Source organism: Cyclobacteriaceae bacterium, from assembly GCA_025808415.1.
GTDB lineage: Bacteria > Bacteroidota > Bacteroidia > Cytophagales > Cyclobacteriaceae > UBA2336.
On record CP075525.1, the window covers coordinates 1677555 to 1703643 of the forward strand.

General features: G+C 42.5%; 24 protein-coding genes. 7 read left to right on the forward strand and 17 right to left on the reverse strand.

Annotated elements, in window-relative coordinates:
- The first annotated feature begins 11 nt into the window (after positions 1-11).
- Entirely contained in the window at positions 12-506 is a 495-nt protein-coding gene (locus KIT51_07930; GenBank protein UYN88161.1) for an HNH endonuclease, read from the forward strand.
- Here the strand turns inward: KIT51_07930 and KIT51_07935 are convergent.
- Both KIT51_07935 and KIT51_07940 read right to left on the reverse strand, forming a co-directional pair.
- Positions 503-1846 carry a GHKL domain-containing protein gene (locus KIT51_07935; protein UYN88162.1) on the reverse strand — a complete coding sequence of 448 codons (1344 nt, stop codon included), beginning with the start codon at positions 1844-1846 and terminating at the stop codon, positions 503-505. The genes KIT51_07930 and KIT51_07935 overlap by 4 nt on opposite strands.
- A gap of 81 nt (positions 1847-1927) precedes the next feature.
- A complete protein-coding gene (locus KIT51_07940) occupies positions 1928-3307 on the reverse strand; it encodes a sigma-54-dependent Fis family transcriptional regulator (GenBank protein ID UYN88163.1) in 1380 nt (459 codons plus the stop codon).
- A 259-nt stretch (positions 3308-3566) separates the two neighbouring features.
- Here KIT51_07940 and KIT51_07945 point away from each other — a divergent pair, with 259 nt between their 5' ends.
- The 6 genes from KIT51_07945 (at position 3567) to KIT51_07970 (ending at position 13735) form a co-directional block, all read left to right on the forward strand.
- Entirely contained in the window at positions 3567-4817 is a 1251-nt protein-coding gene (locus KIT51_07945; protein ID UYN88164.1) for an efflux RND transporter periplasmic adaptor subunit, read from the forward strand.
- A gap of 173 nt (positions 4818-4990) precedes the next feature.
- The gene (locus tag KIT51_07950) at positions 4991-5680 is read left to right on the forward strand and encodes an ABC transporter ATP-binding protein (GenBank protein UYN88165.1); all 690 of its coding nucleotides are present in this window, start codon (positions 4991-4993) and stop codon (positions 5678-5680) included.
- A 224-nt stretch (positions 5681-5904) separates the two neighbouring features.
- The gene (locus KIT51_07955) at positions 5905-8289 is read left to right on the forward strand and encodes an ABC transporter permease (GenBank protein UYN88166.1); all 2385 of its coding nucleotides are present in this window, start codon (positions 5905-5907) and stop codon (positions 8287-8289) included.
- A gap of 125 nt (positions 8290-8414) precedes the next feature.
- The gene (locus KIT51_07960; protein ID UYN88167.1) at positions 8415-10844 is read left to right on the forward strand and encodes an ABC transporter permease; all 2430 of its coding nucleotides are present in this window, start codon (positions 8415-8417) and stop codon (positions 10842-10844) included.
- A 63-nt stretch (positions 10845-10907) separates the two neighbouring features.
- Entirely contained in the window at positions 10908-13316 is a 2409-nt protein-coding gene (locus KIT51_07965; GenBank protein UYN88168.1) for an ABC transporter permease, read from the forward strand.
- Between the two features lie 128 nt (positions 13317-13444).
- Positions 13445-13735: a hypothetical protein gene (locus KIT51_07970; protein ID UYN88169.1), complete on the forward strand. Its 291-nt coding sequence runs from the start codon at positions 13445-13447 to the stop codon at positions 13733-13735.
- Positions 13736-13770: 35 nt separating this feature from the next.
- Here KIT51_07970 and KIT51_07975 read toward each other — a convergent pair whose 3' ends face one another.
- The 15 genes from KIT51_07975 to KIT51_08045 all read right to left on the reverse strand — a co-directional run bounded on the left by KIT51_07975 (position 13771) and on the right by KIT51_08045 (position 26077).
- Entirely contained in the window at positions 13771-14475 is a 705-nt protein-coding gene (locus KIT51_07975; GenBank protein UYN88170.1) for a lycopene cyclase domain-containing protein, read from the reverse strand.
- 2 nt (positions 14476-14477) lie between these two features.
- The gene (locus KIT51_07980; GenBank protein UYN88171.1) at positions 14478-14969 is read right to left on the reverse strand and encodes a sterol desaturase family protein; all 492 of its coding nucleotides are present in this window, start codon (positions 14967-14969) and stop codon (positions 14478-14480) included.
- Positions 14966-15445 carry an SRPBCC family protein gene (locus KIT51_07985; protein ID UYN88172.1) on the reverse strand — a complete coding sequence of 160 codons (480 nt, stop codon included), beginning with the start codon at positions 15443-15445 and terminating at the stop codon, positions 14966-14968. The genes KIT51_07980 and KIT51_07985 overlap by 4 nt, the downstream gene beginning before the upstream one ends.
- Before the next feature lie 14 nt (positions 15446-15459).
- On the reverse strand, positions 15460-16899 hold the full coding sequence (locus KIT51_07990) for an SDR family oxidoreductase (GenBank protein ID UYN88173.1): 1440 nt from the start codon (positions 16897-16899) through the stop codon (positions 15460-15462).
- Positions 16896-18002 (reverse strand): deoxyribodipyrimidine photolyase, encoded by a 1107-nt coding sequence (locus KIT51_07995; protein ID UYN88174.1) that lies wholly within the window; start codon positions 18000-18002, stop codon positions 16896-16898. Before KIT51_07995 ends, KIT51_07990 begins: the two co-directional genes overlap by 4 nt.
- Positions 17999-18481, reverse strand: coding sequence for a flavin reductase family protein (locus KIT51_08000; protein ID UYN88175.1), 483 nt, complete (start codon positions 18479-18481; stop codon positions 17999-18001). Before KIT51_08000 ends, KIT51_07995 begins: the two co-directional genes overlap by 4 nt.
- The gene (locus tag KIT51_08005; GenBank protein ID UYN88176.1) at positions 18481-19944 is read right to left on the reverse strand and encodes a cryptochrome/photolyase family protein; all 1464 of its coding nucleotides are present in this window, start codon (positions 19942-19944) and stop codon (positions 18481-18483) included. The genes KIT51_08000 and KIT51_08005 overlap by 1 nt, the downstream gene beginning before the upstream one ends.
- A 50-nt stretch (positions 19945-19994) precedes the next feature.
- Positions 19995-20147 carry a DUF2256 domain-containing protein gene (locus KIT51_08010; GenBank protein UYN88177.1) on the reverse strand — a complete coding sequence of 51 codons (153 nt, stop codon included), beginning with the start codon at positions 20145-20147 and terminating at the stop codon, positions 19995-19997.
- 3 nt (positions 20148-20150) lie between these two features.
- Complete coding sequence (locus KIT51_08015) at positions 20151-21413, reverse strand: deoxyribodipyrimidine photo-lyase (GenBank protein UYN88532.1); 1263 nt, start codon at positions 21411-21413, stop codon at positions 20151-20153.
- A 43-nt stretch (positions 21414-21456) separates the two neighbouring features.
- On the reverse strand, positions 21457-21624 hold the full coding sequence (locus KIT51_08020; protein UYN88178.1) for a Lacal_2735 family protein: 168 nt from the start codon (positions 21622-21624) through the stop codon (positions 21457-21459).
- 43 nt (positions 21625-21667) lie between these two features.
- Positions 21668-22198, reverse strand: a complete 531-nt coding sequence (idi, locus tag KIT51_08025; protein UYN88179.1) for an isopentenyl-diphosphate Delta-isomerase — start codon at positions 22196-22198, stop codon at positions 21668-21670.
- Complete coding sequence (locus KIT51_08030; GenBank protein UYN88180.1) at positions 22198-23034, reverse strand: phytoene/squalene synthase family protein; 837 nt, start codon at positions 23032-23034, stop codon at positions 22198-22200. Before KIT51_08030 ends, idi begins: the two co-directional genes overlap by 1 nt.
- A gap of 30 nt (positions 23035-23064) precedes the next feature.
- Positions 23065-24540, reverse strand: a complete 1476-nt coding sequence (gene crtI, locus KIT51_08035; protein ID UYN88181.1) for a phytoene desaturase — start codon at positions 24538-24540, stop codon at positions 23065-23067.
- Between the two features lie 43 nt (positions 24541-24583).
- The gene (locus KIT51_08040) at positions 24584-25084 is read right to left on the reverse strand and encodes an RNA polymerase sigma factor (protein ID UYN88182.1); all 501 of its coding nucleotides are present in this window, start codon (positions 25082-25084) and stop codon (positions 24584-24586) included.
- A gap of 114 nt (positions 25085-25198) precedes the next feature.
- The gene (locus KIT51_08045) at positions 25199-26077 is read right to left on the reverse strand and encodes a MerR family transcriptional regulator (protein ID UYN88533.1); all 879 of its coding nucleotides are present in this window, start codon (positions 26075-26077) and stop codon (positions 25199-25201) included.
- Positions 26078-26089 lie beyond the last annotated feature (12 nt).

The following is a 26089-nucleotide window of genomic DNA, read 5'->3' on the forward strand; positions in this document are numbered from 1 at the left end:
AACTTACCTGCATGAATAGCAGGGTTTTGGTATTAAATCAGGATTACAGCCCATTGATGGTTTGCTCCGTTCAGCGCGCTTTTTTGCTGGTATACCTGAACAAAAGCGAAATGATACGTCCGGCAAATGGGCATAAATTGCATTCGGTTAGCCAGAGTTTTCCTATGCCATCGGTAATCCGGCTTAACCGGTATGTACGCGCCCCTTACAAGGGTGTGGCACTTACCCGACAAAATATTTTTAAACGCGATAACTTCGAGTGCCAGTATTGCGGTACACGAAAGGACCTCACATTAGATCACATTATTCCAAGTTCAAAAGGCGGGCAGCACACCTGGGTAAACCTGGTGACTGCCTGTAAAAGATGTAACGCAAAGAAAGGCGACTATACCCCCGAGGAGGCTGGTATGCCGCTACACAAAAAACCACACAAGCCTACTTACTCACTTTTTTTACGCGAATTATCCGACCACCATGGAAATGAGTGGGATGAGTTTTTGGGTTAAAACCTGAGCGTAAACACCGTCATTACATCCGGGGCAGATTCAACATTAATGGAGCCGTTGTGCATTTGCATGATTTGCCGCGATAAACTCAGGCCAATACCCGAGCCGGTTTTTTTAGTTGTGTAAAAAGGAACAAAAATTTTATCGATAGCTTCCTTTATAATGCCAGCACCATTATCGATCACCAGAATTTTAACAGAGCTTTCATCGTATTCGCCACGCAATTCAAGGGTTGGCTTTTCGGTTTCCGATAGGGCTTCAACAGCATTCTTTAAAAGGTTAATCAACACTTGTTCTATCATCTCTTCATCGGCCTGAATGGTCAGGTAATCAGATGAACAGGAGTATGTGAATTGGATATTATGTTTTTTGATATCCGGCTTCATCAGCGTAGCCACCTTCTCGATCAAGTCTTTCAATCGTATGGATTTCAATTTTGGTTTCGGCAGTGAAGTGTATTCGCGGTAGGCATCAATAAATTTGATCAATCCTTTACTCCGGTTTTCAATGGTTTCCAATCCTTCTTTTAAATCGGTTGCGCCTTCGGCTTTTAGTTCGTAATGTCCATCACGTTCTTGTAAATCATAGCGCAACACATCCTTTAGGGTTGATGTAAGCGATGAAATAGGTGTTATGGAGTTCATGATCTCGTGCCGTAGTACACGCGTAAGGTTTTGCCAGGCTTCCAGTTCCTGCTTTTGCAATTCAGGTTGGATGTTCTGCAAGGTTATCAGGCGAACATCGTTGCCACGTATGCGAAGTTCAGTTGCCTGTATGGTTAAATAGAGTTCGTTGTTTCCTTTATACAGGTTGCTTTTGCCGGCCTCTGTTTCTACAATCGCCTGGTAAAGTTTATGGTTCCTCTCGTTCAATTCGTGGATGCTGTTTATCGCCTGCACATTCATGAACTTTCGGGCGTTGGTATTAATCAATTGAATATTCCCTTCGGCATCATAGGATAAAATACCCGTGCGAACCTGCTGCACAACAGTATTGAGGTATTGCCAGTGTTCTTCTTTTTCTGAACGTGCTTTTCGGAATGCCTCCAGCACTTCATTAAAGGCAATGTTCAGGTCCTTAAAGCTTTTTCCAAGTTTATGATCGGCCGTGAAACCCGAAATGAAATCGGAGTATTTTACCGATTCAAGAAAGCGGGTCAGTTTTCGGTTGGTTTGGCTTACGAAGCGAAAAAGTTCGGCTAGTTGAAGAACGATGATAAGGCAGGTTAGTATTGCGGCAAACAACATATTATCGTTGCCGAGCATGTAAATGAACAGGGCAATCGATAAGCCGATTAGGAGAACACGAAAAAATACACGTGACCGGAAGTCGCTTAGCATGCTAATTTGAAAATTTGAAAGTGGGTTATTAACCTTAATGTAGTCATGTTCAAACCTTCAAATTGACTCATTGATAAATTTTTAAAGACCATGTTTTTCTAATCTTCTGTACAGTGAGGAGCGCGTTAAGCCCAACTCCGAAGCAGCTTGCGTGATGTTACCATTGTGTTTCTTCAAAACTTTCCTGATCAACAACTTCTCCACATCTTCGAGGTTGTATTGTTCCAGGCTTAGTTGCCCATCTTCTTTTGCTGCGGAAGCCGTCAGGTTAAAATCCTCGGGTTGTAATACGGGGTTATTACTAAGTATTATTGCCCGTTCAATGGCATGCTGCAACTCACGGATGTTACCCGGCCACGGATGTTTGTGCATGCGCACGGCAGCTGCATCGCTTATTTTGCTTACACTCTTGCTGTATTTTTCGGCATAGTGTTTTACAAAATGGTTTGCCAGCAAGGGTATATCTTCAAGCCTTTCGCGTAGGGGAGGTATCTCTATTTCGATAGTGTTGATGCGGTATAGCAAGTCTTGCCTGAACCGGTTTTCTTTTACCATTTCATACAAGGGCATATTGGTGGCGCAAATCAACCGTATGTCAATGGGTGTTTCTTTATTTGCCCCTACACGGCTTACCCTTCGGTTTTGTAGCACGGTAAGTAGTTTTGCCTGCAAGGGCATGGAAAGGTTTCCGATCTCATCTAAAAAAAGTGTGCCTCCGTTGGCTAACTCAAAACGTCCCGGCCTATCCTCTTTGGCATCAGTAAACGAACCCTTTTTATGGCCAAATAACTCGCTTTCAAAAAGTGTTTCCGTAATGGAACCTAAATCCACGCTTACAAAGTTTTCGCGTGCACGCGATGAGTTGCGGTGAATGGCGCGGGCGATCAACTCTTTGCCTGTGCCGTTTTCACCTAAAATCAAAACATTGGCATCGGTCACGGCCACGCGGTCAATCGTTTGGAAAATCCGCTGCATGGCCTGGCTTTGGCCGATGATTTCACTGAACCGGTTGTTTAGTTCTTTATTGATTTCCTGGTTTTTTATTTTCAGCGTCTCTACCTGGTCGCGCGATTCGCGCAAGCGCATGGACGAGTAAAGTGTTGCCAACAGTTTTTCATTCTCCCAGGGCTTAAGTACAAAATCAGTGGCACCGGCTTTAATTGCTTTCACAGCCATTTGCACATCGCCATAGGCTGTTATAAGCACGACCACGGCCGATGGATCGATCTCGAGTATTTTCTCCAACCAATAATAACCCTCGCTGCCGCTGCTTACATCTTTGGTAAAATTCATGTCCAGCAGGATAACATCGTAATCTTCATGGTTCATCAAGGAAGGAATCGCCTCCGGGTTTTTCTCTATGTCTACTTGTATGAAGTGGCGCTTTAAAAACATCTTAGCTGCTTTTAAGAGGTCTTCGTTATCATCTACGATTAAAATCTTTCCTTGCTTCTGTTCCATAGTCGATCGGTTATGTCCGTAAACGGGCTGTTAGTGGCAAAGTTGGTACCGAAAGCCAGCATCGTGGCTTACACAACAAAAAACGGGCATTGGGTTTTAAAAGTACTAAAATTTATGTCCGTAACCGGACGGTTACGTTCACATTTGGACGAGATAACCTGGTTTTGACCGTTTAAATTGAGTTCCATTGCAGTAAAAGCCTGTTGGCACGCTTGTTGGCATCCGGGATGTCGAGCAACCACTTTTTAATTTTTAGTTAATGGATCGACAGTTAAAAAAGAAGAATTGGACCTTTAAGCGCGTAGCTACCGTAGGCGGTATTGGCATTTTCGTAGTATTTGTGGCCTACCAGGTATTGTTTGCCGACAGGCGTTCGCGCTTGAAAGTTGAAAGGGAAAAAATCACTATAGCCACCGTAAGCCGAGGAGTATTTCAGGAGTTCATTCCACAAACCGGAACAGTTGAACCAAGCCGCACGGTTTACCTGGATGCTGTAGAAGGGGGAACCATAAAACGCGTGGTGGCCGAAAGCGGTGCCATGTTAAAGCCTGGTGACATTGTTTTGGAATTAAGCAACCTTAACCGTGAGATCAGCGTCCTTGACCAGGAATCAAACCTGACGCAAAGTATTAACCGTATACGCGAAACCCGTTTGCAAATTACCCAAAATGCCTTGCGCCAGCAGGAAAGTTTGATAACCATTGACAATGCCCTGGCTACATTGAAACCCCAGTATGAACGACAAAAGCAGTTGTTTGAGAAAAAGCTGATTTCAAAACAGGATTTTGAACGCACCGAGGCCGACTATTTCGCAAACCTGAAGCGCAAAGAAATAACCTACCAGGCGTACAAGTTGGATTCGCTTGACAGGCTAAGGCAGATTGTGCAACTGGATCAAAGTGAGCGAAAACTTTTACAAAGCCTTGAAAACGTTGGTAAAATACTGGATAACCTGGTGGTGAAAGCACCCATTGAAGGGCAGCTTACACGCCCCCAGTTAGATGTTGGGCAAAGTGTAAACCCGGGCCAGCGTTTGGGGCAGGTAGATGTGGTGGGAAGTTATAAAGTACGCGTAGAGATTGACGAGATTTATTTGCCGAGAATTTCCGAAGGCCTGCGTGCCACAACCAATTATGCCGGCAAAGATTATGGGCTTGTGATTACCTATGTATACCCCAATGTGCTGAACGGACGCTTTCCGGTCGACATGAATTTTACAGGCGAAACACCTTCGGGTATTCGCAGGGGGTTGTCGTTACGGTTACGCATTGAGTTGGGCCAATCTTCAGAAGAATTATTACTTCCGGTTGGCGGTTTTTATAAAGATACAGGAGGAAATTGGGTGTATGTTTTGGATGCTGACGGTAACCGGGCTGTGAAAAGGAGCGTCAGACTGGGCAGAAAGAATACCGAGCATTTTGAAGTACTGGAGGGGCTTAAGCCTGGCGATAGGGTAATAACCTCATCGTATGAGAATTTTGGTAATAATGAAGTGCTGGTCTTAAATTAATTCAAAGTTCAATATTCAAAATTCAGAATGGGTTAGATACAAACGAAATTAATCTTGAACTTTGAACCTTGAACCTTGAATCAAAATGTAACCTTTTAGATAAATAAAGAGTATTAGAAACGTAAAACCAATTCCTTATATAAAACATCCTTAAATCGAAAATTGCCATAACCATGATAAAACTAAAAAACCTTGAAAAGGTGTACACTACTGAAGAAGTAGAAACAACTGCACTAAACAATATTAACCTGGAGATTAAAGATGGTGAATTTGTAGCCATCATGGGACCTTCCGGTTGCGGAAAATCAACTTTGCTTAACATTCTTGGTTTGCTTGATAACCCATCAAATGGTGAGTACCATTTTGGCGAACACGAGGTATCAAAATATTCCGAGCGCCAGCGTGCCCAATTGCGTAAGGGTTCAATCGGTTTTGTGTTTCAAAGCTTTAACCTGATTGACGAGCTTACCGTGTTCGAAAACGTTGAACTTCCTTTGCTATACATGAAAGTACCTTCTACCGAGCGCAAGCAACGGGTTGAGGAAGTGTTGGAGCGCATGAACATCATGCACCGCAGAAACCACTTCCCGCAGCAACTTTCTGGTGGTCAGCAACAACGTGTGGCTATTTCGCGTGCCATTGTTGCCAAACCCAAAGTAATACTGGCCGATGAACCTACCGGTAACCTGGATTCAGCCAATGGTGAAGAAGTGATGAAGCTTCTTTCTCAACTGAATGAAGAGGGCACAACCATTATTATGGTTACGCACTCACCTTACGATGCCAACTATGCGCACCGCATTGTAAACTTGTTCGATGGTAAGGTAGTAACAGAAAATATTAAGGAGCAATTCCACATTTAAAGCTGTACTGCTTAAAGCAAGAAACCCTGGCGATAGTGTCAGGGTTTTTTGTTTGTGCATAAGTGTAAATGTGAACAGTTTGCTGTTCATATTTGAACAATATCTTCAATTAAAACACGCCTGTCTTTACTGATCCGTTAAAAATATAGTTGGCATTTTTATTGGGTAAGGTGCAACCTGTTGTTATAATTTGAAGTCTTAAGCAGTAACCAACCCTTTCGTTCATGTTAAAAAACTATTTACTGATTACCTTTCGCAGTATGATGAAGAGCAAAGTTTATATCTTCATCAATATAGTGGGAATGGCCATTGCTATTGCCTGCTGTATTACGGCCTGGTACAATTACGATTTCAATGCCAGTTTTGATGATCATCACAAGAACACACATGAAATTTATCGGGTAAACATGGTCCGGGATTTTCAAGGAATGACTACTGAATATGGCATCGTACCCGTTCCTCTTGGCGAGATTGTTCGCCAGAATAGTAAGGATATAACCGCCAGTACAAGGTATTCCAATTCGTATGCCGACTTAAGAATTGATGATGAGATTTTCGGGTCAAGCATATCTTATGTTGATCCTGAATTTTTCTCCCTCTTTACTTTTGAGTTCATTAAAGGTTCTCCATCGGCAATACAAGGGAAAACCAACCTTGTTATAAGCGATGAACTGGCGCTGAGGTTGTTTAACTCAACCGATGTGCTGGGCAGGCCTGTTACCCATATACTGCAGGAAGGTAAGTTGCGTGAATTTGAAGTTGGTGCAGTATTTAAACTACCTCCAACCAATTCAAGTTTCAATGATGAGGCTTTTGCCTTATATGAAAATTACTGGGATGCAGCGCCCGAATTGGAGCAAGGTCAGAGCTGGCGTTTCCGTAATACGCTGTTTTTGCAGCTCGATAATCCTGCTCGAATAGCTTCAATTGAAGCTCAATTATTGCCTTTTGTTGAAAATAACAATAAGATTCGTGAAGACTTTATTATAAAAAGTTATAAGCTGGATCCTTTTGTAGGCATGGCCGTTAGGGATACCTATGCCGAAAGACCGGGAACCTGGACACGCGAGGCATCACCAATTGCTGCCGTTATTGGGTGTGCCGTTATGGCCATTTTTGTTTTACTTATTGCATGTTTCAACCTCACCAATACTTCAATAGCAATTTCATCACGCAGGCTTAAGGAGATTGGTATTCGTAAAGTTATGGGCAGTATGCGCGGCCAACTGGTGTTTCAGTTTATTGGTGAAACCATGTTGGTTTGTTTTGTTTCCCTGATGCTTGGGATGGCGATTGCCGAATGGCTATTGATACCTGCTTTCAATTCGCTATGGCCTTACATGAAGCTTACAACCGATTATTTCGGCAAACCCGATTTTCTTTTTGTCATGATCGGCATACTTTTCTTTACCGGTTTACTGGCCGGGAGTTACCCTGCTTTTTACATCAGTAAGTTTCAGCCGACATCCATCCTGAAAGGAAAATTGAAATTTGGCGGAACTAATTACTTCACACGCATTTTATTATCGCTTCAGTTTGCTATATCACTCATAGGTATTGTTTGCAGTATCGCATTTACAGAAAATGCGCAGTACCAACGTGAGTTCGATCTTGGCTTTAACCAAAAGGAAGTACTGTTTACCTGGGTGAACAGCGAGGCAGAATACAATGCTCTGCGGAATGTTATGACGCAAAATCCCGATGTGATTTCTATTTCAGGATCTGAACATCATTTTTTTTCCAACTATTACAACGATCCAATCAAACATGAAGGAACAGAGATTGAAGTGGATATCATTAATGTGGGCGATGGGTATCTGAAAACTGCAGGTCTTACCCTTGTTGAAGGCAGGGACTTTATGGTCGATTCTGAAACCGATCGTAAAGAGTCAGTAATTATTACACAACGTCTTGCTTCAAAGTTTGGTTGGGATAAGCCCATCGGGAAAGAAATTGTTTGGATGGATACCGTAAAGTTCTATGTAATTGGTGTTGTAAAAGATGTTTATACCAACGGCTTATGGCGCGAATTGGAGCCCTTGATGATTCGCACCAGTGGGCCTGAAAAGTACAAGCACTTGCTGGTCAGTGCGCCTGCCGATAAGATTGTATCTGTAAACGAATACATGGAAGCCAAATGGAAAGAAGTTTTTCCTTACCGAAAATTTGGCAGTCGCTACATGTCCGATTCAAATGTGGAAGCCATTACCGTAAATACAAATATTGTTAAGATGTTCATTTTTCTGGGTTTAGTAGCCGTGCTTCTTTCCATTACGGGTTTGTTTACACTGGTCTCGCTCAATATTATTAAAAAGATGAAAGAGATTGGGGTGCGCAAAGTTTTAGGGGCCTCTGTCTCCAATATCTCCCGGGTTATCAATACGGAGTTTGCTATCATATTGTTGGTTGCCTGCGTGTTGGGCGCAGCCGGTGGTTTCTGGATGTCCGATATGCTCATGGGCAGCATCTGGAAGTTTTACCAGAAGGCTACAGTTACAGCTATGTTGGTTTCCTCGTTGATTGTTTTGTCCGCTTCGGCCTTAACGGTGGCGTTGAAAACCTATAACACGGCACGCATGAACCCGGTGAATGTGTTGCGGGATGAGTAATGAAAATGCCAATAAACTTTAAGTTTCAGGCATTGAACCTGTAACCTATAGTCAGTGTGTACGTCTAAGTCATACCTTCCTGCACCTGTTCGTAACTTTTTGTAATTCTCTTAACCTGCTTTGGTATGCTTAAAAACTACTTCACTATTGCTATTCGAAATATTCTTAAACACAGGATATTCTCCTTCATCAACATTTTTGGTTTGGCCGTGGCGATGTCGATATGCATGGCGATTATGATGCTGGTGGCCGACCAGATGATGTACGACCGTTACAATCCTGATCGGGATAGGATTTACCGGATCACTACCCGTATGGTTGATAAAAACAATAAGCTGGAGATAGGCAACCCATATGCAACGGCAACCTTACCGGTAAGGGATGAGTTGTTGAATAATTTCACGGGTGTTGAAAAGGCCGTTCGTATTATGCGTGGCTTTGGCAACAACTGGCTGGAGTTGGAGCCTAGCTTTGATGTCAATGTTCCTATCAGCGGTTATTTTGTCGATGCCGAGATGCTTGAAGTATTCAAGTATGAATTATTGTACGGTGATTCAAAATCGGCCCTGGTCAATCCTTATTCGGTGGTGCTTACAAAAAAGGCTGCAGAGAAATTATTTAAGGAAGAAAATCCGTTAGGTCAAAGTTTTAAAGTTGGTGAGCTGGGAATTTATACAGTTACCGGTGTACTTAAGGATAATGGTAACAAATCGCATATTGCTGTAGAGGCATTTGCCAGCATCAGTACCGTGCCAGGCCTGGTTGCAGAGGGTAAATTAGGTAAGGACCTGGATAACTGGTACAATTTCACCATGGGTTGGGTGTATGTTGTGCTTGAAAGGGGCAAAACCCCTCACGATATTCAACTCGCCCTCGATAAAATTTATGTTGATCATTTTACTGAACTACCAAATGCTGATACTCAACCTGTTAAATTCAGTACCCAGCCTTTAATGAGCATTACACCGGGCGAAATGCTTAACAACCCCATCGGTCCTTTTATGCCCTGGATGATCATTTACTTTTTGATGGGCCTGGCTGGCATTGTACTCCTTACTTCATGCTTCAATTTCACCAATCTTTCCATTGCTCGCTCACTCGGTCGTGCACGGGAAATTGGTGTTCGCAAAGTAACAGGCGCAGCACGGTGGCAGATTTTTATTCAGTTTGTCAACGAATCTGTAGTGGTTGCCTTGTTTGCTTTGGTAATGGCGTTCGGTATTCTTATGTTCATAAAACCGCACATGCTCGACCTGGCCTTTGCCCGTGCCCTGCGGTGGGACCTTGAAGGAAATTATTTTGTTTACATAGTCTTCTTGTTGTTTGCAATTGTTGTTGGTGTACTGGCTGGGTTATTTCCTGCCGGTGTACTATCCGGCTTTCAACCCATACAGGTATTAAAGAACCTTGGTAATACGCGACTCATGTCAAAAATGGGGTTGCGTAAGGCACTGTTAGTAGTTCAGTTTACCTTCTCCATGATTTTTATCATCAGCGTTATTGTGCTGTTTAATCAATTGCAACTTTTTGTAAATATCGACAATGGCTTTGACTCAAAAGATAAAATAATTGTACGCACAGGTGAGGCCGATAAGGACAGGGTTAAGCATGAATTGCTCAAATATCCTGAAGTGTTAACTGTATCAGCCGCTTCGCACATACCGGCAGCCGGCATCGTGTATGGTCACGGTTTTAAAAAGCAGTTAACGGATAGTGATTGGCTAACCATGAATTATTTTTCAGTAGATGAAGACTATCTGCACAATATGGATATTGAGCTGGTTGCCGGAAGGTTTTATGATGGGCAGGCAGGCGAATCGAACAGGAATTTTATTGTAATCAATGAGGAAGCTGTGCGGGCTTTTCATTATGGTTCTAATTACGAGGCATTGGGGCAAGTTATTATCAACCAGCCCGACTCAACCGAAAAACAGATTATTGGCGTGGTTAAAGATTATAATCATGAAATGTTCGCAGAAAAACTTGGTCCATTGGCGTTGATGTTCAATCCGGCAGAGTACAGTATTCTTCAGGTTGGTTATACCGGAAACTATCTTCAGGCAAAGGAAAAGGTAGAGAAAGTTTGGGCTTCACTTTACCCGGAATTGAAATCCGACATCAGGGCTTTTGACGAGGAAATGAATTCATTGTATGACATTGTGTTTGGTACACTTGTGAAGGTTTTGGGTTTTATAACCTTCTTGGCAATTGTTATTTCCTGCCTGGGCTTATTGGGTATGGCTACGTATACGGTTGAAACGCGTAAGAAGGAAATTGCTTTGCGAAAAGTATTGGGTAGCAGTAATCAATCGTTGGTACTTATTCTCTCCAAGGGTTATCTGTCTATATTATTGTTGGCGATGGCGTTGGCCATACCGGTAGCCTATTTTATCAACAACCTTTGGTTACAAAATTTTGCTTTTCATGTTTCCGTGGATTTGCTTACGATCGCCTTAAGCGTGTTTGTGCTCTTGCTATTTGGTGGTATTACCATCGGCTCGCAAACATTGCAGGCAGCCTTTATTAATCCGGTTGAAAATTTGAAGAATGAATGAGGAAGCAACCAATCACTTTTATCGTGCATCTGACTATCAACCCATCATTAACCTTAATCGAATATGCTTCGTAATTATTTCACCATTGCCATCCGTAATATCCGTAAGTATAAATTCTTTTCGGCTATTAACATTGCAGGCCTTACTGTAGGCGTAACCGCTTGTTTGTTTATTTTCATTTACGTAAAGGATGAACTGAGTTTTGATCAGTTTCATAAGCAAGCCAGTCAGATATATCGTGTTGGTTTAAGGGGTAAAATGGCCGGGCAGGAATTTAATGTGAGTGCATCCTGCTATCCTGTTGGCTCCACCATGAAAGAAGAAATTCCAGGCATTACAGACTTCATCAGGATATGGCCGGCATCGAACACGGTTGTGTTTAGTTACGAGGATAAATCCTTTAGTGAGAAGAAGATATTTTATGTTGATTCGAATTTTTTTTCCTTCTTTAGTTTTGAACTGCTGGAGGGTGATGTCAATTCTACGCTTACCGAGCCAAATTCGGTCGTGCTAACCGAAGACTTGGCAAAGAAATATTTTAACAATGAAAGTGCCCTTGGCAAGATGCTCACCATCGGGCCGGATAAAAAATCATTTAAAGTAACCGGTGTAGCTAAAGGGGCTCCTCTAAACTCCCATTTTCAGTTTAGTGCACTGCTGTCGTTGAGCACGGTGGAAAATCAGATTTATAAAGGATGGACAGGGAACTCAATGTTCACCTATGTAATGCTCGATCAGAACACCAATCCTGCAACGGTCGATACCCGGTTGGAAGAGATAGTTATCAAGCATGTAGGACCTGAAATTGAGCAACTCGGTCTCACGTATGATCAATTCAAAGCGCAGGGTGGTGAGTATAGTTACTTTGTGTACCCTCTGGTTGATACACATTTACGCAGCAAATTGGAAGGTGACCCGGAACCTGCCGGAGATATGAAGTATGTGTACATTTTTGCTGCTGTTGGTTTGTTTATTTTAATTATCGCGTGCATCAATTTTATGAATTTATCCACCGCACGTTCGGCCGGAAGGGCCAAGGAAGTGGGCTTGCGTAAAACATTAGGTTCTGTCCGTAATCAATTAATCGGTCAGTTTTTAGCTGAATCGTTTGTGTATAGTTTTATTGCCATGGCACTTGCCTGTGCACTGGCCTGGCTGCTGTTGCCCTCTTTCAATACCTTGGCGGGTAAGTCCTTGACTTTTGCATCCTTTTTGGGAGCTGATTTTTTTCTGATGGCGTTGGCCTTGATGGTTGTTGTGGGTTTACTGGCGGGCAGTTACCCGGCACTTTATCTTACCTCCTTCAATCCGGTAGAAGTTTTAAAAGGTAAGTTGCGATCAGGCATGAAAACCAAGGGGGTTCGCAGTTTATTGGTAGTTGTGCAGTTTAGTGTTTCCATTTTTTTAATCGCTGCAACACTGGTGGTTTTTCAACAACTTGATTTTATGCAGGAGCGAAACCTGGGCATTGACAAAAACCGGGTGATCACTATACAAAATTTGCGTAACATCGGTGAGTCCCGTAAAGCATTTAAAGACAGGTTGGATCAACTTTCAGGTATTACAGCCTCATCGTACACCAACAATCTTTTTCCGGGAATAAATAATATAAATGTATTCAGGATAGCCGGCTCCGAACAAGATCGTTTGCTTGCTTCGTATTTTGCCGATTGGGATCATCAGGAGGTAATGCGATTCACGATAAAAGACGGCAGGTTTTTTTCACGCGACCTGGCTTCGGATTCATCGGCTTGCCTCATAAATGAATCGGCCGTTCGTGAGTTGGGTTGGACTTTGGACAATGCTATTGGTTCGGAGATCCTCGATTTCACCGGTGATAAGCCAAAACAGATAAAAGTGATTGGCGTTATTGAAGATTTTAACTATGAATCTTTAAAAAGCCATGTGCGCCCATTGGTAATTCAACTAACCGACATCTCCCGTCAACTAATGGTTCGGTATGAAGGAAGCCCGGCAGAGGCAACAGCAAAAATTGAAACACTTTGGAAAGAATTTGCACCGGGTATTCCTTTGGAATACAGTTTTCTCGATCAGGATTTTGATGCACTTTTCAGGGCAGAGATGCGCATGCGCGATCTGTTTACCGTGTTCTCTTCCCTGGCCATATTCATAGCTTGTTTGGGATTGTTTGCCCTGGCTGCTTTTCTTACTGAACAGCGCACTAAAGAAATCGGTATCCGCAAGGCCATGGGTGCTTCGGTTTCGCGTTTGGTGCTTACGTTATCAAAAGAGTTTATGGTGCTGGTTGCCATTTCTTTTGTACTGGCTGTTGTTCCGGCCTGGTATTTTATGGGGCAGTGGCTGGCCGGTTTCGCTTACCGGATTGACCTGAACGTTTTGGTATTTGTGCTGGCTGGTTTTATAGCGTTTGTTGTGGCTTCTCTAACCATCGGTTTCCAGGCCCTAAAGGCCGCCCATGCCAATGCAGCCACATCATTGCGGTACGAATAGCAACATTAGTATTGAGAATCGTAACCTATTTATTATGAATGGTTTACCAATTCCAATATTAAATTATTGTTAAGACGGTTAACCTGTTGGCAACATTCGCTACCTTCAAAGCACAATCGATAATTTTTATGAACAAGACGAAAGCATTGAAAAAGGATTTGAAGAATAAGTTTGCGGGTACCCTTAATGAAGTGGTAACCGTTGAAGACCCCCAACCTTCCAAGAAGGTTAAAAAGTTGATCAGCAAATCCTCTAAAAAACTTGCCTCAGCCGTGGTAAAAGATACTAAGGAAGCGAAAAAGAAGGCCCTTAAGGCAGAAAAGAAAGCAGCTAAGGCAGCGAAAGAGGCTTCAAAATCCATCAACGGTATAAAATCCAAAAAGGAAAAGAAAGCCAAGGAAGTTGAGGTTATTGGATAACCCTAAAAGAAACTTAAAATTTTGAATCCCACAGGCTATGCCTTTGGGATTTTTCTTTTTTGCAGGTATTCTAAAATCGAAACATTCATCAGTATCAACAGCATGCCGTAAAAGGTATCTTCAAACGGAATTGTACCCATGCGAAAATCAATCTGTTCAGCTGGGTTATACCATACAACCTGTTCTTCAATAAAACTACCGGTTAGTATTCCGTTCACGATAAAGAAAGGTATAAGTATAAACAAGTAGGCAAAATAAAAGCGTCCGAGATAATCGGGCTTAATGAAAACGGTCAGTATGATCAGATAGGCTGCCAACAGAAAAAAGGTCACGGCTGTATACCATTTGTCGTAATGGATAGCTCCAAGAATAACTAAAGCGGCCACCAGTATCCAGGTTATTTTTGTTTGATACGGTCCGAAGTAATCTTTCTTTATCAGGTAGTTCAATGCATGGTAGGTGAACACACAGGCATAGGGAATGCAAATAAAGAACAGAACTTCTTCCAGCGGTAAACTTCCAATATAGATTCCGGTAAGATACCGTGGGTTAAATCCCCAAACTCCCATTTGTGTAAACCACTCATCCCACACAATAAAAAACAGAGCCGGAATCAGAATAGCAATCCACAGATGTTTCCATTTTTTATAAAAAGGTGCGTGAGAATAGAAGCTATAAATAAATGGTAAGCTTATAGAAAGCAAATCTAACGACAAATAGAGGTAGCGCTCGTTGAACACCTTTATTGGGTTTCTTGCCTTTCTGTTTTTAATACAAATTTTTTAGGCTCGTATTTTTTCGGAGCATAAAGAAATCCAAAAGCTTCGCAACCTTCTTTGGTGTGTTTGGCATGGTGAACGTAGTGTGCATTGATCATCCGTTGCAAGTATTTGCTGCGCTTGGCCGGGCGCCAGCGTATACGTTGATGAACAATAATATCGTGAAAGATGAGGTAAAATATTCCGTAACATAAAATGCCCAACGCCACGGAAAACAGATACGGGTTTGAGGTAGTTGATGAATACCAGAATAAAGCAATGGATGGTAAACTGAACACTACGGCAAACCAATCATTTTTTTCAAGAGCATGATCATGTACCGTGTGATGTGATTTGTGCCAAATCCACAATACACCATGCATGATGTATTTATGGGTGAACCATGCCACAAACTCCCAGAACAAAAAAGTGGCAATGACAATAAGGGAACAAATAATAATTAATGAAACACTCATGCCGGCTCTGCTAGCGTATCGTTAAAATATTTCTCTAATACCTGATAACGGTGCTCAAAAATACGATTTACCTCGCGCCCTACAAATAACCAATTGGCCAGTCGGCCCAAGAGACCAAGTGGTATGGCGTAATTAACCTCATCCGTCATTTCCACTCCGCCATCAACTTCCTTAAAATGATGCTGGTGATGCCACAGAGCATACGGACCGAAACGCTGCTCATCTACAAAATAATAAGGCTCCTGAACATGGGTGATTTCAGTCATCCAGTTCATGGGTATTCCGGGCAGGCCGTAAACAATGTATCGGATTACCTGACCGGGATACATTTTGGGTCCGCCCGACATGTACAGGATCTTAAAACCCATGTGGTCCGGGGTGATTTTGGAAAGGTTGGCCGGGCTGGAAAAGAAATCCCATGCCTCTTGTAAAGAAATGGGTAAAAACTGAGTTCGTTTCAGATTGTAAATTTTCATCACTACAGGAACACCTAAACCCGTACAATGTTTCTGATCATGCCGGGAAAAATAAGGCCATGAAAGGGAAGAACAGCGTACCAGTAAATGCGTCCCCAAAGGCCGAGCGGTCGAAATGTTGCCGTTTGAACTAAAGTATTTTCCTGAATTTTGAACTCCAGCCAGGCTTCTCCGGGCAATTTCATTTCGGCATAGAGCAGTAGCCTTCCGTTTTTCTTATCGGTCAGCAATACCCGCCAAAAGTCAAGGGCATCACCAGCTTTTAAATCGGTGGCATTTCTTCGTCCCCGCCTTAACCCCACGCCTCCAAAAAGTTTATCAACAAATCCGCGTATGCCCCACATCCAGTTACCATAATACCACCCCTGATCTCCTCCGATTTTCCAGATGTTCTCTATAACCTCTTCTTTAGGCCGGTTAAACGTTATGGTTCGCTTATCACTAAAGCAACCGAAAGTGGGTACTTCAATGTAGTTCAGAAAGTTTTGATCGATGGCATCGGTAGGTACCGCATCTTTCCAACTTGAAATGACCAGCCGTTGCTGAATGCGATCGAGTGTTAAGCGTAACGTTTCTTCGTAGTTAAGCAATTTTACAGGAACAATTGCCTGGATGCGATTGTCGGAACAGATAACTTCATTTTTCAAACTACTCACGAGGCTTTTGGCCAGCGTGAAGGATGTTGATGTAACAAAATAAAGCCAGTGGGAAGAGAGCTGCGGTGATAACACCGGCACCGGAATGATCCAACGTTTCAATCCGCGTACACGCGCATAGCCCATCAGCATTTCTTTGTAGGTAACTATGTCTGGTCCGCCAATATCAAATGACTGTCCGAATGTTTCTTCTTTTAAAATCACACCAATCAGGTACTCAATAACATTGCGAATACCAATCGGCTGGCAACGACTTTTCAACCACTTGGGTGCAATCATTACTGGTAGCTTCTCCACCAGGTCGCGGATGATTTCGAATGAGGCACTTCCGGAACCAATAATAATCGCAGCACGCAATACGGTTAAACGGGCAGTCGACTGACTTAAAATATCTTCTACATTTTTTCTGGAGCTCAGGTGTTTAGAGAGAGAGGGATCGTTTACAATTCCGCTGAGGTAAATAATTTGTTTGGCTGTGGTTTGGTTGATGTAGCCCACAAATGTTTCCGCTGATTTCTGTTCGAGTGCCAGAAAATCTTCGGACGTACTCATGGAATGAACAAGGTAGTAGGCCAGGTCAATCTCTTTGGGCAGCTGCTTTAACGTATCCGGATTATTCAGGTCAGCTTCCACTACCGTTAGATGTTGCTGATGCTCTTCCGAAAAATCTTCGAAATCGAACCTGCGCTTATCGCGAACGAGGCAAATGATATGATGCCCTTGTTCGAGCAATACAGGCAGTAAACGCCTGCCGATATAACCGGTTGACCCGGTAAGTAAGATGGTTAACGATTTCATAGGGGTGTGCTCCTTATCAATACTTTTTCACAACCTTTCCAAAACCCTGTGAAGGATCCGCGAGGCTCCGGAACTTCCGGAAACATCCACGCTGGCTCATCTTTATGACCAGGAAAGTGTTGGGTTGTCGGGTGCTGTTTACTGATAATTTCCGGAAATCCCTCTAAGCCGGGCAGGTTGGTCACTTCGCCAACATAAACCTGAAGGTCATTTGTTTTTTCTTTCAAGGAAAGGATAAAGTTTAAAACGTTATCCGATACAGGAAATGAATTAAAATGAGAGGGTTCAAGCACTAGTAGCCGGTTAGCATTTGTATGGGTGCGCCACTGTGGATCGAGGGTATACGAAGTGTACAGGAAAAGTGGTTTTGTATAATCAAGCGATACGGATGTCGGTTTTGGCAGGATAGTTTTAAGTGTAAGTTCAGCTGTTTCTTGTAAAGCAGCTGGGGTGTTCATTTGCATTATTTCTTCGTATGAAAAATCCATGAAGGTATGCTGCTGTTCCGTCCGGCTGTAGGTATTCACGTTGTTTTGGTCAAAGTAATATTTTTTTGAGCTGAATGTACCAGCCACCCACTGCCAGCTAAGCGCATTGCTGGCCAGATCGCCATCCAATAAATGATAATATAACCAGCGTGAAGGGACCAACCAATGTGCCCTAGCTATATTACACGCCAACGATGCGATGTACATGCGCGCATGGTTATGCATATAGCCGGAAGAATAAAGTGATTTAAGCTGCTCATCGATTACGTGAATTCCTGTGGTTGCTTCCACCAGTGCCTTTGGCAAGAGGTAATGCGCAATAGGTGTTTGTTTATTCTTAAAGTCGGTGAATATTTTATCGCCCTGCGCAAACCAGATGCGTTGAAAATATTCCCGCCAGCATAATTCATAAATAAATGATTTGGCATCGGGTAAGGAAATACGTGATAGTATCCGGTCTTTCAGGTAGGGTAGTGTAATAAAACCACGACTAATGTAAGGCGATAGCTTGCTGACAGCACCATCGAGGTAGTTTCGGGTTTGACCATACGCCACCAGATCGAGCCGGTCAATGTCGTTGTTTAATTCCTCCAGAGATTTTGCGGGCGTAATCATGTTGAAATAATTTTTTTATCCCGAAGGTAATTAAGCGTTAACGGTACGGCTTCCTGTATATTTTTATAAGCAACAACATCGCAGAGGGTACACCAATGGTCTCCTCCATCCAGCCAGGCCACGGCCTTCAGGTGAGCATACGCCAGGCAATCTTTTAAGACTACAAAATCGTTGTAAACTGTTACCTGGTTTTTCAATCGCGAAATTTTATCTATAGCGTGACCAGACTTTTTCCCTAACAGATTAATTAATCGGTGTTGATCGCGGGTCAGATATTGCAATATGAATTCAGGGTTTTTTCTGACCAGTTCCAGTGTTAAGGTATTTTTGTAGAGGGCAACGATAAACCGCTTGGGTTTCATCGATACAGGTGTAACATACGAACAGATGTTCATATTCGCCTGATCACCGGCCTTGCTCGCGATGCTGTACACGGGTTGATCTACGCGGTTCCAGGGTTTTTTGCGAAGGCTTTTCACTATACTGATTTAAGAAAGTTGTCGGCCGCATGGAAAAGTTTTTTTCGCTTGGATGAATCCATTTTTTCCAAAAGCTTTACCATCATGCTCATCCTTGGGTTTTTAGCGAATAATTCTTTATGGGTATCAATAAATTTCCAGTATAGACCATCCCATACGTTGCACCATTCTCCTTTTTTATAATGACTCATCTTCAGGATGTAATTTGATCCGCTGATGTAAGGTTTGGTGGCCATCAACCCGCCATCCGCAAATTGACTCATGCCATATACATTGGGTACCATAACCCAGTCGTAAGCATCGATAAACAGTTCCATAAACCATTTATAAATATCATCCGGGTGAAATCCGCAGAGTAACATAAAATTTCCTAGAATCATTAATCGCTCAATGTGATTGGCATACCCGGTTTTAAGTATGCGCTTAATTACAGCATCAACCGGCTCAATGCCCGTTGTACCGGTGTAGAATGATGTTGGAATTTTTCGATGATGGTTAAAGTAGTTGGTGGTTCGTTCACGAACGCCTTCACGGATGTAGACTGACCGGATGAATTCCCGCCAACCTAATATTTGTCGGACAAATCCTTCAACCGAATTAAGCGGAATTCCTTTTCTGGTGTAAGCTTTTATTGCCTTATCTAAAATGTCTTCAGGCTGAAGTAAACCAATATTCAAACTGGGGGTCAACACAGAATGGAAGAGAAAGGAGTCTTCTTTATCGATGGCATCCTGGTAATCACCGAACTGGCTAAAGTAATCAGCAATAAATTTATCGAGCGTTTGCTCGGCTTGCTCAAAGTTTATGGGGTAGTTGAAATCCTCAACTGATCCATAGTGTTCAGAAAAATTCTTTTGGACATAGTTTTTGGCTTCAACAACAAATGAATTTTCGAGTAACTTATGTCGGGCAGGGATTGATATAGCCGATGGTAATCGCTTTCGATTCAATACATCGTAGGTCCATGATCCACCTTCGGGAGTACCTTTATCAATTAAAGTGTTGTTTTGTTTTCTTAATTCAATGTAAAAATCGGTTTGAAAGTAGCGTTTCTTTTTGCTAAAGAAGGTATGAATAAAATCTTCGGAGCAAATAAAGTTAGGAGAGGGGTATTGAATCAATTTTATTCCGCACTTCCCTGCGAAACGTTTTAACCTGCGCTCCAATAAGTAATCAACGGTATCGGTGTAGTGAATAGAGGTGACACCTGTTTTGCTCAGTTTGTTGAATAACTTTAAAAGTGTTTTTCCTTTTTCGTTTTCGATGTACGAGATGTTGATACCCTTCTTCTCCAACTGCTTTTCATAGCTTTTCATGGAGGCCCGTTGAAGAACCAGCTTTTGTTTATGAAACGGATAGTGCGTAAAGAACAGATCTTCTTCAATAAGTATGGCGTTCCATCCTTTTTTCAGGGCAGGATTTGTTTTAAACAATTGATGGGGGAAAATCAAGGAAACATCCATGATAGATCAAACACGCCAGACGCTGTAAGGTTATGCGCGATGGCTCAGATTCAGTATTTTGTTGGGGTTTTTGAATTCCGGCAACGGTCACTGCAGTATTTTACTTCACTCCATACCTTCTCCCATTTTTTGCGCCAGGTAAAAGGACGGTTGCACACAACACAAATTTTTTCCGGCAGGTCATATTTTTTTACTCCTCGCATGAACTATGTGTTAAGCGCCTCTTTGTATACGGTTAATACCCGATCGCGTGCGAAGGCATGCTCTACTATCGGTTTAGGATAATCCTTTGTGCCAAATTCCGGTACCCATTTTTTGATATACTTGTTTTCCGGATCGAATTTTTCTGTCTGGATGTAAGGGTTGAAAACGCGAAAGTAAGGCGCAGCATCACAGCCTGAGCCCGCAGCCCATTGCCAGCCGCCATTGTTGGCTGCCAAATCAAAGTCGAGAAGTTTTTTGGCAAAGTACGCTTCCCCCCATCGCCAGTCGATCAGTAAATGTTTAGTGAGAAAGCTGGCTACAATCATGCGTACACGGTTGTGCATAAAACCTGTGGCGTTAAGTTCACGCATGCCGGCATCAACAATGGGGTAACCCGTTTTGCCCTCACACCAGGCTTTAAATTCTTCAGGATTGTTGCGCCACTCAATTCTATCATAGGCCGGCTTAAATGCTTTTTCAACAGTTGGAAAGTGCCATAGTATCATATGGTAGAAATCGCGCCAGATCAATTCATTTAACCATTTTTCATTTTTCTTCAGGGCTACCTGAACCAGTTTGCGAATGCTTATGGTACCAAATCGAAGATGAACACTCAGGCGTGAGGTACTTTCAATAGCAGGCAAATCACGCTGCAGGTGGTATTTCTCAATGATGCTTTGCCGGATTTTTCGTTCCGGAAAAGTCAGCCCGGATGGCTTAAATCCAATGTCTTTAAGTGTCGGGAACGGAAGCGTTTTGATTTTTTTAAAATGATCAAAATAGTCTTCGTTTTTATAGCTGCGGTAGTGTTCTGGCTTTAATGTGGCCTTCCATTTTTTACTGTATGGTGTATAGACTGTATAAGGCTTGCCATCATCTTTAATGATTTCAGCTTTTTCGAAGATAACCTGGTCTTTGAATGTTTTAAATTCGATGTTCTTTAACCCGAGGATTTTCTTCACGCCATCATCACGATGGCGGGCATAGGGCTCGTAATCGTTGTTGGTGTAAACCGATTTGGGTTTGAGTGACTTAAAAATTTCTTCGGGTATACCATGAAGCACCAGCAGGGAAGAACCGATTGCCTCCAGTTCTTCCTTGATCAGGTGAAGCGATTGATGAATAAACTCCACCCGTGCATCGACTTCATCATCCAGTTTATAAAGGATGGTAGTATCAAAAATAAAAACAGGCAGTATGGAGCTGTTTTCTTTTAAGGCATGGTATAGACCGGCATTGTCGTGAAGCCGCAAATCCCTGCGCATCCAGAAAAGGCAAGTATTTGCATCAACAGCCTGAATACCGGCATCATTTACGAAGCGCTTCAATTTCCTTTTCCAGTTTATCAATAGCTTCCATCTTAACCGCGTATAATTTCAGGTCGCCTGAGCGTTGAATGTGCATCGCCTCTTCCAGTAATTTTTTACGCTTATTTTCTAGATTACTGATAGGATCTTTTTTTAAAAAGGAGAACATGGGTACTTCAATTTGAATTATAACAAGCAGACCGTGTGGATGTTCAAAATGGCAAGGCTGTTACCAGCGCATTCAGTTCAGGGTGATTGACAATCAGTTTGAACCAATGCGTGAATTCTTGCGGATGGGATTTCATTCGGGCTTTTAACGCAGAAAGACTGATATACTTCCAGTCTTGTGCTTCTTCAGGGTTAAGCACGGGCTCGCCATCGTATGTGGCGATTAACACATGATCCAACTCATTCTCTATCAGTCCGCCATCCAGTTCAATTCTATAAATAAAGGAATAGGCTTTTTCAGGTTGAAGATTAAGGCCCATTTCTTCCCTGAGCCTGCGTTGGGCTGCTTCTTCAATCTCCTCGCCAGCCCGGGGATGACTGCAACACGTATTCGTCCATAAACCTGCGCTGTGGTATTTACAATCGGCCCTTCTTTGAATCAGCATTTCACCTTTCGTGTTGAATACGAGTACAGAAAAAGCACGATGTAAAACACCTTTTATATGGGCTTCCATTTTTTCCATGGCACCCAATTCATTGTCATGCTCGTCAACCAAAATAACGTACTCTTCCATCAGATCAGATTCAGTTGATGCTTAACATACGAATAAGCCAGTAGCCTTGCCTTGTGCCGGTTACGAATGCGTATCCTGCTCTCCAATACACGCTCGCAGGGGGTGTTTTTTATTTTATTGAAAAGGGCTGTATAATAAACGTAGGCCACATACACCCCGAAGCGAGAGGAGCGGGGCAGGAGCTTAATGCCTTTTAAGCCTTCTTCAAAATCTATCTTGATGCTTTCTTCAATTTCAGTTTTTTTGGCATCATCAAATTTATCAAAATCTAATCCTGGAAAATAGGTACGCCCCATATGCAGGTAGTCGGCATTCAGGTCGCGGAGGAAATTTATTTTTTGAAATGCAGAGCCCAGGCTCATAGCCATGGGTTTGAGTTTTTTGTATTGTTCTTGATCACCTTTTACAAAAACACGCAAACACATTAACCCCACTACCTCAGCCGAACCCAGAATGTATTCCTTCAAGCCCTGTTGGTCGTAGGTTTTTAAGCTCAGGTCCATTTCCATGCTGCGCAAAAACAAATCGATGGATGAACGATCGATGGAATATTTTCGTACCGTTTCCTGAAAACTGTGAAGGATGGGATTCAGGCTGATACCTTCTTCAATGGCTTTATAGGTTTCTTCTTTAAAGCGAATGAACAGTTCCTGCTTATTGTATTCGTGAAAGGTGTCTACAATCTCATCAGCAAATCTTACAAACCCATATATAGCATAAATGGGATCGCGTAATTCTTTCTTCAAGCAGAGTATACCAAGCGAAAAAGAGGTACTGTAAGCCCGGGTGGTTAACCGGCTGCATCGAATAGCGACTTTGTCGTAAAGTTCTTTCATCCCGTGGTAAAGTTACTCAATACTAAAGGTTTATACTTTTTTATCCCGTTTAATCAACTCTCCAGCCACCACTTGTCCTGAAATCAGGGAGGGTGGCACACCCGGGCCCGGAACGGTTAATTGTCCTGTATAAAACAGGTTATTTATTTTTTTGTTTACGATGCTGGGTTTAAGATTTGCCGTTTGGAGCAAGGTGTTGGCTAATCCATAGGCATTTCCTTTAAAGGAATTATAATCAGCCATAAAATCATTATGGGCATAGCTACGCTTAAATACAATACTGTCGCGAATGGATTGTCCGGTCATTTTCTCAAACCGATCCATCACCATGTTAAAGTAGTGCTCGCGTGTAGTATCATCATCTTTAAGGCCCGGTGCTACCGGTATAAGAATGAAAACATTTTCATGACCGGCAGGTGCAACGGTCGCATCTGTTTTGGATGGACAACTGATATAAAACTGAGGACTGCTGGGCCACTGCGGATTTTCGTAAATCTCTTCTGAATGTTTGCCGAAATCCTGATCGAAGAATAAGGTGTGATGAAGTACACCATCAAGTTTTTTGTTGAGCCCCAGGTAGAAGATAAGACTTGAAGGTGCCATTACTCTGTTATCCCAATATGAGGCATCGTAACGTCTGAAGGATTCCGGGATCAGGGTTTGTTCTACGTGATGATAATCCGCACCGGCAATAATGTAGTCGAATGGTCTTAATTGGTTATTAACCATTACACCTTTTGCCTTCACAGCATTTAATTCCAATTGTTGAACAGCACTGTTGAATTCAAATGTTACCCCAAGCTCAGTAGCCAGTTGTACCATGCCTTCAATAATTTTATGCATGCCACCTTGCGGATACCAGGTACCTAAGGCCATATCCGCATAGTTCATTAAGCTGTATAGCGCGGGAGTTTTTTCAGGGGTTGCTCCCAGAAACAATACGGGGAACTCCAGTAACTGGATTAACTTCTTTTCTTTAAAATATTTTCTGACGTATGTGGATATGGATTGAAAGACATGGAGTTTAAAAACTCCGGTCATTAATTTGGGATCGGCCAATTCTAAAAGTGACAGACCAGGCTTATAGACCAGTTCATTTATCCCGATTTCATATTTGTATTTTCCTTCCTCCAGGAATTTCAAGAGGTTTTTACTGCTGCCGGGTTCAAGCCGGTCGAACATCTTGCAAAGTGCATCAATGCCGGAAGGAATATCGAGTTGTTCCTCGGCCGAATAATAAATCCGATAGGATGGATCCAACCTTTCTAGGGTATAATAGTCGGAAGGTTTTTTGCCGAAGGACGCAAAGAACTTTTCAAATACATCGGGCATCCAGTACCAACTGGGTCCCATATCAAAAGTAAATCCCTGGGCTTCAAATTTCCTGGCGCGCCCGCCCGGGGTACTGTTTTTTTCAAAAACTGTTACTGAGTAACCGGCTTTGGCAAGATGACACGCAGAGGATAATCCGGCAAAACCTGAACCTATGACAGCAACTTTTTTCATGTGTTTTTACCGGACAAATCTTTATTCCAACTACTCAAGATAATCAATATCCGGCCAACTTGTTTTGAATTTCTTTACGCGCATGAAAAATCCGATTCTTCACGGTACCAATCGGTATGTTAAGGTGATCGGCAATCTCATGGTACTTGTAACCGGAGGTGTGCATCTTAAACGGAACAAGCAATTCATCGCGTAAACTGTTAACCTTGTTCCAGATGTCTTTATACTCGAAGTTTGAGCCCGGAGAGTTGAAGGTGTGTGTGTCTTCTACGTTCAGGAAGTACAACTCTTTTGTATCATCATGCGATGTTCTGGCACGCTGATTTTTCCGGTAGTTATTAATGAACGTGTTACGCATGATGGTGAACAGCCATCCTTTCAGGTTAGTGTTTTCACGAAACTTGGTGCGGTACGTGAGCGCCTTGAGAATGGTGTCCTGCACCAGGTCGTGCGACTCTTCTTTATCGTTTGTGAACCTGCGGGTGAACGATTTTAATGTGGGGCGTAGGCTGGCAATCTGGTAATCGAATTCTAGTGCTGTCATGGCTCTTGCTGTTTGTTTAACAAATTTAAGTAAAAGTTGAACAAAAACAAGATATATACGCTAATTCATATAAAAATGTTTAACTAATATTATAAAATATTAAACATTATTACTTCAGGAGATAGATAGCAATTGCTTGAGATCCAGCACGTTTCGGAAGATTTCAATGTTTTTGAAATTATTTCTTTCTAAATGCCTGGTTTGATACCCAGAAACGAGAACTTTCTTGCCTGGGAAAGCAGTAGCCAGTTGTCTGAGGTATTCTTCCACCTTTGTTCCGAAGGGTGAACTAATGATGCTGGTGATTATGATGTCGGGTTGGTGCGTTTCTGTAACACTAAGTATGTCTTTAAACGGAACGCTTTGGCCAAGGTAAATGGTTTTAAAGCCAGCTTTGCGAACAACATAATGATAGAATAAAAGCCCCAACTCGTGCCATTCATTTTCGGGCAAATAAAGCAATACCCGTTTGGGAATGGTTGGGGTTAGCGGCAGCCCATCCAAGGCAACAATTAATTTTTGCCGGATTAAGTGTGAAATAAAATGCTCTTGGGCAGGCGTTACGTTTTCGGTTTGCCAAAGCACCCCTATCTTTTCCATAAAGGGGTAAATGATTTCGGTAACGGTGCGCTCAAAACCAAATCGTAAAATAAATCCCGACAAAAGCTTTTCGAATTTTTCCTCATCCAGATCAACCATGGCAACAATAAGTTGATCGATGAAAATTACAGTATCGGATTTTTGTTCACTTAACTCCAGGATTTTGCCGTTTATTTCGTCCGTGGTCATGTCGGCAATGTGGGAGATTTTAATACCGTTGGTATTGAGTAGCGATACATTGATGATCTTCTTCAAGTCATCATCGGAGTAGAGCCTGATGTTGGTACCGGTACGCTGCGGCTCAACAATATGGTGCCGTTTTTCCCAAATGCGTATGGTATGGGCTTTTATGCCAGAAAGCTTTTCGAGTTCTTTAATAGAGTATTGGCCCATGTAGTTCAATTT